This is a genomic window from Mycobacterium sp. TH-M116 (genome assembly GCF_057473685.1).
In genome coordinates this window covers 1-6,631 of the sequence record NZ_JBYCLC010000165.1, presented here as the reverse complement: position 1 = coordinate 6,631, position 6,631 = coordinate 1, and the positions used below count along the sequence as shown (strand labels likewise).

Annotated in this window: 6 protein-coding genes and 1 pseudogene; 5 read left to right on the top strand and 2 right to left on the bottom strand. The window is 69.6% G+C overall.

What is annotated here, in order from left to right; all coding sequences use genetic code 11:
- A partial coding sequence (ychF, locus tag AC2VOK_RS08400) for a redox-regulated ATPase YchF (RefSeq protein WP_428900065.1) occupies window positions 1-1,059 on the bottom strand: 1,059 nt, incomplete at its 3' end.
- Window positions 1,060-1,222: 163 nt separating this feature from the next.
- Here ychF and AC2VOK_RS08395 point away from each other — a divergent pair.
- Window positions 1,223-1,714 (top strand): annotated as a pseudogene (locus tag AC2VOK_RS08395) (DUF6542 domain-containing protein); the annotation flags it as partial.
- A gap of 783 nt (window positions 1,715-2,497) precedes the next feature.
- On the opposite strand, the gene AC2VOK_RS08390 reads toward AC2VOK_RS08395, so the two are convergent.
- Window positions 2,498-3,559 carry a 4-hydroxy-3-methylbut-2-enyl diphosphate reductase gene (locus tag AC2VOK_RS08390; RefSeq protein WP_428900064.1) on the bottom strand — a complete coding sequence of 354 codons (1,062 nt, stop codon included), beginning with the start codon at window positions 3,557-3,559 and terminating at the stop codon, window positions 2,498-2,500.
- A 101-nt stretch (window positions 3,560-3,660) separates the two neighbouring features.
- On the opposite strand from AC2VOK_RS08390, the gene AC2VOK_RS08385 reads away from it, so the two are divergent.
- From AC2VOK_RS08385 to AC2VOK_RS08370, 4 genes are all read left to right on the top strand, one after another.
- Complete coding sequence (locus tag AC2VOK_RS08385; protein ID WP_428900063.1) at window positions 3,661-4,281, top strand: lipid droplet-associated protein; 621 nt, start codon at window positions 3,661-3,663, stop codon at window positions 4,279-4,281.
- The gene (gene xseA, locus AC2VOK_RS08380; protein WP_428900062.1) at window positions 4,278-5,528 is read left to right on the top strand and encodes an exodeoxyribonuclease VII large subunit; all 1,251 of its coding nucleotides are present in this window, start codon (window positions 4,278-4,280) and stop codon (window positions 5,526-5,528) included. Before AC2VOK_RS08385 ends, xseA begins: the two co-directional genes overlap by 4 nt.
- Window positions 5,518-5,808, top strand: a complete 291-nt coding sequence (locus tag AC2VOK_RS08375; RefSeq protein ID WP_428900061.1) for an exodeoxyribonuclease VII small subunit — start codon at window positions 5,518-5,520, stop codon at window positions 5,806-5,808. The genes xseA and AC2VOK_RS08375 overlap by 11 nt, the downstream gene beginning before the upstream one ends.
- An 80-nt stretch (window positions 5,809-5,888) precedes the next feature.
- Window positions 5,889-6,631: AI-2E family transporter (locus AC2VOK_RS08370; RefSeq protein WP_428900060.1), on the top strand; the 743-nt coding region annotated here is incomplete at its 3' end.

Genomic DNA, 6,631 nt, shown 5'->3' with positions numbered 1-6,631 from the left:
GAACTCGACCACGTCGCCGTCGGCCATGACGTAGTCCTTGCCCTCCATCCGCACCTTGCCGGCCGCCTTGGCCGCCGCCATCGAGCCGGCGGCCATCAGGTCGTCGTAGGACACGATCTCGGCTTTGATGAAACCCTTCTCGAAGTCGGTGTGGATCACCCCGGCCGCTTTGGGCGCGGTATCGCCCCGGTGGATCACCCACGCCCGCGCCTCCTTGGGGCCCGCCGTCAGGAAGGTCTGCAGCTTGAGCGTGTGGAAACCGGCGCGGGCCAGCGCGTCCAGGCCGCGCTCGCTCTGCCCGATCGACGCGAGCAGTTCAGCGGCTGATTCGTCGTCGAGCTCGTTGAGCTCGGCTTCGATCGCCGCGTCCAGGAACACCGCGTCGGCCGGTGCGACGAGCGCGCGCAACTCCGCGACGTGCGCGGGGTCGGTCAGCACCGACTCGTCGGCGTTGAACACATAGAGGAACGGCTTGGTGGTCAGCAGGTTGAGCTCGCGCAGCAGCGTGGCGTCGACTCCCGCGCCGAACAGCGTCGTGCCGCCGTCGAGCACCTGCTGGGCGCTCACCGCCGCCTCGAATACCGGCCGGCGCTCCTTGTTGGTGCGCGCTTCCTTCTCCAGCCTGGGCAGCGCGCGCTCGAGGGTCTGCAAATCGGCCAGGATCAACTCCGTCTCGACCACCTCGATGTCGGAGTTGGGATCCACCGCCCCGGCGACGTGGGTCACGTCGTCGTCGGCGAACACCCGCACCACCTGGCAGATGGCGTCACACTCGCGGATGTGGGCCAGGAACTTGTTGCCCAGCCCGGCCCCCTCGGACGCTCCCTTGACCAGACCCGCGATGTCGACGAAGGTGACCGGCGCCGCCACGATGCGCTCGGAGGAGAACATCTGCGCCAGCTTGTCCAGCCGCGAATCGGGCAACGCGACCACACCCTCGTTCGGTTCGATCGTCGCGAACGGATAGTTGGCCGCCACCACATTGTTGCGCGTCAGCGCATTGAACAGCGTCGACTTGCCGACGTTGGGCAGACCCACGATTCCCAGGCTCAGGCTCACAGGGAGCCAAGTCTAGGCTCTGCGTCGGCGCCGGCCCGCCGCGGATTCACCGGCACAAGACAGCTGAAGAAGGAAGCTCAAGAAAGAAGGATCACAGATGGCACGCCCGGGCCGCACCCCGCGAGATACGCCTCTTTCGGGTCATTGCCGGTACGGTCGACGTGTGTCAGCACAGCGGGGAGGCTCGGCGGTGGAGACCGCCCATCGCTCGGCTCACCCCAACATCCCAGGTGTGCGCTGGTGGACTGGCCTGCTCATCGCCGTCACCGCGACAGCGATCGGCTACGGGATCGACGCCGGCCACAAGGAGCTGACCCACGTCTTCGCCGGCTTCTACATCGCCGGCTGTGTGGCAGCGGTACTGGCCGTGCGGCAAGAGGACCTGTTCACCGCGATCATCCAACCGCCGCTGATCCTGTTCTGTGCGGTACCGGGCGCCTACTGGCTGTTCCACGGGGGCAAGATCGGACACCTCAAAGACGTGCTGGTGAACTGCGGCTACCCGCTCATCGAGCGGTTCCCGCTGATGCTGGGCACCGCCGGCGGCGTCCTGCTGATCGGGCTGCTCCGGTGGTACTTCGGGGTGTCGCACCGGTTGACGTCCCAGGCCGACACGGCCGACGCCGCGACGGACGCCTCGGCGCGGGGCGCACGCTCCTTCCTCAACTTCCTCAACGACATCGCCGTCAGGCTGCGCTCGCTGTTGCGCCCCGAGTCCGGCGGGGACGAGTACCACGGGGACGAGTCCGACGGTGAGGCCGCCGACGCGGCACGCTCCTCGGGCGCACGCCGGGGCCGCGCGGGCGGCGCCCCGGCCACTCGCCGACGAGCGACGCGCGGTGCTGCTGGGACGACGCGCAGCACTCGCACCCGCTCCCGCACCGCCAGACATCCACTCGACGACGAGCTGGGCGTGCGACCCGAGGGTCCGCGCCGCGCACGGCGCCGCGGCGAGGCAGCGACGCGCGATCACGACGCCGCCGAGGGTCCGCGCCGCGCACGGCGCCGCCCACGGCCAGAGTCCGTCCCGGACCCGCGCGACCACCAGCCACCCGGGGAGTCCCGCCGCGAGCCGCGACAACGCCGCAACCCCTACGAGCGTTCGGCGCCGCGCAGCAGCCGCTTCGACGGCTACGACAGATATGACCCGCCCGGGGCGCCCGCGCGCTACGGGACGCCCGAGCAGTACGACCGCCATGACCCGGCCCACGAACCGAGGCGGCGCCGGCCCGCCAATGGGGCGGGCTCCTACCATCACCCGATATCGCAGGTCCGCTACCGCGCGGACGCACCCGTGGACGAGTCGAGGGCCGAGCCGAGCGGCCGGTACCGCCCTGGGTCCCGGTCCAACAACCGGTCCACCAGCGAATCCTGGGAGTAGGACGTAACGGGTTTGGGACGTCTAACGGGTTTGGGACGTCTAACGGGTTTGGGACGTCTAAGAGCCCTGCCTGCCCGGCCGGATTTCCCTGGGCCGGATTTCCCTGGGCCGGATTTCCCTGGGCCGGATTTCCCTGGGCAGGGCGAACACCAGCGTTTCCTGCGCCGTCGTCACCGGCTGCACCACGTCGAAGCCGCTGTCGGCGAGCCGCTCCAGCACTCCGCGCACCAGCACCTCCGGGACTGACGCACCCGAGGTGACACCCACCGTCGTGACGCCCTCCAGCCACGCCGGGTCGATGTCGTCGGCCCAGTCGACCAGGTGAGCGGCCCGCGCGCCGCCGCTCAGGGCCACTTCGACCAGCCGCACCGAATTCGACGAATTGGCCGACCCGACGACAATGACGAGCTCGCACTCGGGCGCCATCGCCTTGACCGCCACCTGACGATTCTGAGTGGCATAGCAGATGTCGTCGCTGGGGGGATCCTGCAGGTTCGGGAACCGCTGCCGCAGCCGCTCGACGATCTCCATCGTCTCATCGACCGACAGCGTGGTCTGGGACAGCCAGACAACCTTGTTCTCGTCACGCACGGTGACGTTGTCTGCCGCGGAAACCCCGTCGACCAGCTGCACGTGCTCGGGCGCCTCCCCGGCGGTACCGATGACCTCCTCGTGACCCTCGTGGCCGATCAGGAGGATGTCGTAGTCGTCGCGGGCGAACCGCCTCGCCTCGTTGTGCACCTTGGTCACCAGCGGGCAGGTGGCGTCGATGGTCTGCAGGTTGCGTTCGGCGGCCGCGGCATACACCGTCGGCGCGACGCCGTGCGCGGAGAACACCACGATGGCGCCCTCGGGGACCTGGTCGGTTTCGTCCACGAACACCGCACCGGCCTGCTGCAGGGTGTCGACCACGTGTCGGTTGTGCACGATCTCGTGCCGCACGTAAACGGGGGCGCCGTGGCGTTCCAGCGCCCGCTCGACCGTCTCGACGGCCCGATCGACACCCGCACAGTAGCCGCGCGGCTCCGCCAGGAGCACCCGTTTGCGGGCCGGGTCGTCGGCTACCGACCTCCCGGTCACGGACGCACCGGGGATCCCCATGTCGACAGTCGGTGGCATGACACTCAGGGTACGTTTCGCCGGCCCGAAGGGCACATGCCCGCCGCCGCGCCGCGCCGCCGGGCTTGGCGTTGGCCGCCGGTTGAGGCAGTCTTGGACCCATGTCTGTTGCACCGTATGGGGTTCGGCTGCTGGTCGGCGCGGCGACGGTCGCCGTCGAGGAAACGATCAGATTGCCGAAGACCATCCTGATGTACCCGATCACGTTGGTCAGCCAGGCCGCTCAGGTCGTGATGCGGTTCCAGCAGAACCTGGCCGAGCTGGTGATCAAGGGTGACAGCACACTGGAGTCGATCTTTCCCCCGCGGGAGGATCAGCCGGGGTGGGCGACATTTGACGAGGATGAGCCCGGCGCCGCCGAGTCGGCGGTGGGCCTGCTCGACGGCCCGCCGAGCCCGGACGGCGGCGGTAGCGAGCGCTTGACCGAGGGGCGGTTCGCGCTGTACTCGGTGAATGAAGCCGCCGGGGCGGGGCTTGCCGACGCGCCGCGCCAGGCCGGCGGGCAGTCCACGCGACCCGCGGGCGGATCGGCGGATTCGGGGCCGTCGGTGGCGGCCGACATCGGCTACGCGACGCTGACGCTGGCGCAGTTGCGTGCGCGGCTGCCATCGCTGAGCGTCGAGGAACTAGAAACCCTGCTGGCCTACGAGCAGGCCACCAAGGCCCGGGCGCCGTTCCAGACGCTGCTCGCCAACAGGATCACCCGCGCGAACGCCAAGTGACTCGCGCCCCGAATGCGCAGGAGAACTCGGCCGAGAACCCGTTCCCGGTGCGCGCGGTGGCCATCCGGGTCGCGGGCTGGATCGACAGGCTGGGCACGGTCTGGGTGGAGGGACAGCTCGCCCAGATCACCATGCGGAACGGCTCCAGAACCGTCTTCATGGTGCTGCGCGACCCGGCCGCCGACATGTCGTTGAACGTGACCTGTCCGCGTGACCTGGTGCTCGGTGCGCCGGTGAAATTGGCCGAAGGTACCCAGGTGGTGGTATGCGGCAAGCCGTCCTTCTACACCGGGCGAGGCACATTCTCCCTGCGGCTCAGCGAGATTCGCGCCGTCGGCATCGGTGAGCTACTGGCCCGCATCGAACGGCTGCGCCGCCTGCTGGAGGCCGAAGGGCTTTTCGATCCCCGGCTCAAGCGGCCGCTGCCGTTCCTGCCCAACGTGGTCGGGTTGATCACCGGCCGGGCCAGCGCCGCCGAACACGACGTGACCACGGTGGCGCGGGCGCGCTGGCCCGGGGTCCGCTTCGCCGTGCGCAACACCGCCGTGCAGGGGCCGAATGCCGTCCCGCAGATCGTCGAGGCGCTGGGGGAACTCGAGCGCGACGCCGAGGTCGACGTGATCGTGGTGGCCCGCGGCGGCGGCAGCGTCGAGGACCTGCTGCCGTTTTCCGACGAGACGCTGTGCCGCGCGATCGCGGCATGCCGCACGCCGGTCATCAGCGCCATCGGCCACGAACCAGATAACCCGCTGTGCGACCTGGTTGCCGACGTGCGCGCCGCCACCCCCACCGACGCGGCCAAGAGGGTGGTTCCCGACACCGCCGCCGAGCAGCGATTGGTCGACGAGCTGCGATTGCGCAGCGCGCAGGCGTTGCGCAGCTGGGTGTCCCGGGAACAGCGGCTGCTGGCCCAGTTGCGCAGCCGCCCGGTGCTGGCCGAGCCGCTGCGCGCGCTCACGGCTCGCGCCGAGGAGGTCCACCGCGCGCACTCAGCGGTACGCCGCGACATCACCCGCCTGGTCACCGCCGAGACGGAGCGCATCGGACACCTGCGCGCGCGGCTGGCGACGCTGGGACCGGCGGCCACCCTGGCCCGCGGCTACGCGGTGGTGCAGACCGTGCCGGACGCGGGGCCCGCGGCGGTGCTCCGGTCGGTCCACGACGCACCCGCGGGCACCAGGTTGCGGGTACGGATCGCCGACGGCGCCGTGGTGGCGGTGAGCGAGGGGAGCACAGATGGTTCCTGACGACGACAAGCCTGACGACGACAAGCCTGACGACGACGGGCCTGACGACGACGGGCAGGATCGGCCGGTTACGCCCATCAGGGAGCTCGGCTACGAGGCATGCCGAGACGAGTTGATCGAGGTCGTGCGGCTCCTGGAGCAGGGCGGACTGGACCTCGACGCGTCGTTGCAGTTGTGGGAGAGGGGCGAACAGCTGGCACGACGCTGTGAGGAGCACTTGGCCGGCGCCCGGCGGCGCATCGAGGACGCGCTTGCCGCCGGCGAGGCTGACGACGCCTGAGTGCGCGCCCGTGCGGACACCGCCGACGCCGACCACCGGGGTTTAAGGTTGCGCTCAGCGGCGATGCGGAGGCGGTCCGGGTGAACACCGAATTCACGCTCACTCAAAAGCGTGCCCTCGCGATCACCACGGTGATCGCGCTGCTGTTCGGTGCGTACTTCCTGCGCGACTACTTCGTGCTCATCGTGGTGGCCGCTGTCGGGGCGTACCTGTTCACGCCACTGTTCGCGTGGTTCACCAGACGCCTGGGGACCGGATTGTCGGCCGCGTGCACCCTGCTCTGCGCGCTGGCCAGCGTCATCGTGCCGATCGGCCTGCTGGTCGGGCTGGCTATCGTGCAGATTTCGCGCATGGTCGACGGCATCACCGGCTGGGTCCAAACGACCGGCCCCAGCGGCCTGGGCGAGAAGACTCTACGGTTCGTCAACGATGTCACGGCCCGAATTCCGTTCGCGCACGTCACGATCACCACGGAGATGCTGCGCAAGGCGATGTTGACCGTGGCACGCAACGCGGGTGAATGGCTGCTGCATTTTCTGCAGGGCGCGGTCGGCGGCATCGCAGGAGCCATCGCCTCGGCCGTCGTCTTTCTCTACGTCTTCGTCGCGCTGCTGGTCAACCGCGAGAAAATGCGGACGCTGATCGGTCGGCTGAACCCGCTCGGCGAGGACGTCACCGACCTGTATCTGCAGAAGGCGGGCGCGATGGTGCGCGGCACCGTCAGCGGCCAGTTCGTCATCGCGCTGTGCCAGGGTGTGGCCGGGGCCGCATCGATCTACGTGGCCGGATTCCACCACGGCTTCTTCGTTTTCGCGATCGTCCT

Bases quoted from the DNA above. Each gene is read 5' to 3' on its own strand.
- AC2VOK_RS08390 (WP_428900064.1), bottom strand. From the start codon at position 3,559: ATGCCACCGACTGTCGACATGGGGATCCCCGGTGCGTCCGTGACCGGG.
- AC2VOK_RS08385 (WP_428900063.1), top strand. From the start codon at position 3,661: ATGTCTGTTGCACCGTATGGGGTTCGGCTGCTGGTCGGCGCGGCGACG.
- AC2VOK_RS08375 (WP_428900061.1), top strand. From the start codon at position 5,518: ATGGTTCCTGACGACGACAAGCCTGACGACGACAAGCCTGACGACGAC.